The sequence below is a fragment of the uncultured Aquincola sp. genome, assembly GCF_964001545.1.
In the GTDB taxonomy this organism is placed as follows: Bacteria; Pseudomonadota; Gammaproteobacteria; order Burkholderiales; family Burkholderiaceae_C; genus Aquincola.
This window is the reverse complement of record NZ_CAXFDV010000530.1, coordinates 1-1823: the sequence shown is the minus strand read 5'-3', so window position 1 is coordinate 1823 and position 1823 is coordinate 1. Positions and strand designations below refer to the sequence as shown.

The window sequence follows — 1823 nt, the reverse complement described above, 5'->3', positions numbered from 1 at the left end:
GCGCCGGCTGCAGGAGAACATCCGCGAGATCGGTGGCCGGCCCACCCAGGTGGTGATGCACAACGACGCGGTGGTGCAGGGCCTGAGCGAGCTGCCCTTCACCCGCGACGTGCCGAAGTGGGCGGTGCTGACCATCGGCACCGGCCTGGGCAACGCCAGCTTCACGAACCAGCGGGGCGACGGCGCCGCATGAGGCGCTGGCTGGCCTGGGCCGCGCTGGCGCTGGCGGCGGCGCCGCTGCACGCAGCGCCCGATGCCGCCTGGGTGCCGCGCCTGCAAGCCGAGCTGGCGGCCGTGGCCGCGCGCCACACGGCACAGATCGGCGTCTACGTGCGTGACCTGGACAGCGGCGTGTCCACCTCCTTCCACGCCGACGAGCCCTGGTACCTGGCCTCCACCGTCAAGGTGCCGGTGGCCATCGCCGTGCTGCGCGGTGTGGAGCGCGGCGACTTCGGCCTGGACACGCGCCTGACGCTGCGCGCCGCCGATCTGGTGGACGGCGCCGGCCCCACCCGCCACCAGCCGGTGGGCAAGGCACTGACGGTGCGCTACCTGCTGGAACAGATGATCGTGTGGAGCGACAACACCGCCACCGACATGCTGATCGGCCTGGTGGGCATCGGCGCGGTCAATGCGCTGGTGCAGGAGCTGGTGCCGGACGGATTCCAGCGCATCACCAGCCTGGCCGACGTGCGGCGCCAGGTGTACCGGCAGCTCACGCCCGAGGCACTGCACCTGCAGGGCAGCGATTTCCAACTACTCAAGCAGCAGCGCAACGACACCGAACGGCGGCTGGCGCTGGCCCACCTGCTGGCCGTGCCGCCGCAGGACCTGCGGCTGGCCAGCATCGGCCAGGCCTACGACGCCTACTACGCCAGCGGCCTGAACAGTGGCCGGCTCGATGCCTATGGCGAACTGCTGGCCCAGCTGGCCGAAGGCAAGGCGCTGGGGCCGGTGGGCACCGCCTGGCTGCTGAAGGTGATGGAGCGGGTGAAGACCGGCCCCAACCGCATCAAGGCCGGGCTGCCGCTGCGCGCCCGCTTTGCCCACAAGACCGGCACCCAGCGCGCGCGCACCTGCGACAGCGGCGTGATCAGCGTGCCGCGCCTGGGCAAGGACACCCGCGTGATCGTGGCCGCCTGCACCCGCGGCGAGCTGTCGGTCACCCGCTCCGACCGCGCGCTGCGCGACGTGGGCGCCGCCCTTTGCCAATCCGGCCTGCTGACCGACGGAAAACCCCATGACCCCCTGTGCCAAAACACCCCCCGCCTGGCGTCCGACGCTGCTTCTGGCGGCCCTGACGCTGTGGACCAGCCTTGACGCCACCGCCGCCCCGCCCGAGGGTTGGGCGGACGCCTTGCGCCAGCAGGTGCAGCGCATCGACGAGGCCACGCCCGGCCAGCTGGGCGTCTTCGTCAAGCGGCTGGACAACGGCGAGACCATGAACTACCAGGCCGGCCGGCGCTGGTACCTCGCTTCCACCGCCAAGCTGCCGGTGGCGCTGGCTGTGCTGCAGGAGCTGGAAGCCAGGCGCGGCAGCCTGCAGCAAAAGCTGGTGCTGCAGGAGAACGACAAGGTGGACGGCTCGGGCGCGCTGGTGTGGCAGAAGGCGGGCACCGGCTACACCATCGAATCGCTGCTCAAGCGCATGATGGAGCAGAGCGACAACACAGCCGCCAACCTGCTGGTGCGCAGCATCGGCGTCGACACGCTCAACCGTCACGCGCAGGCGCTGATGGGCGACGGCGTGGGCACGCTGACCGACTTTGCGCAGGTGCGCTACGACGTGTATGCCGAGCTGCATCCCCGCGCCCGCGAGCTGC

2 protein-coding genes and 1 pseudogene are annotated in these 1823 nt (G+C 71.3%); all 3 read left to right on the top strand.

Annotation, left to right across the window (positions count from 1 at the left end):
• Nucleotides 1-193: pseudogene (locus tag ABNT58_RS18250) on the top strand (ROK family protein); the annotation flags it as partial.
• Nucleotides 190-1320, top strand: a complete 1131-nt coding sequence (locus ABNT58_RS18245; RefSeq protein WP_348754867.1) for a serine hydrolase — start codon at nucleotides 190-192, stop codon at nucleotides 1318-1320. The pseudogene ABNT58_RS18250 and the gene ABNT58_RS18245, both read left to right, overlap by 4 nt.
• Nucleotides 1241-1823 (top strand): serine hydrolase (locus ABNT58_RS18240; protein WP_348754866.1); only part of this gene is annotated, 583 nt, incomplete at its 3' end. The genes ABNT58_RS18245 and ABNT58_RS18240, both read left to right, overlap by 80 nt.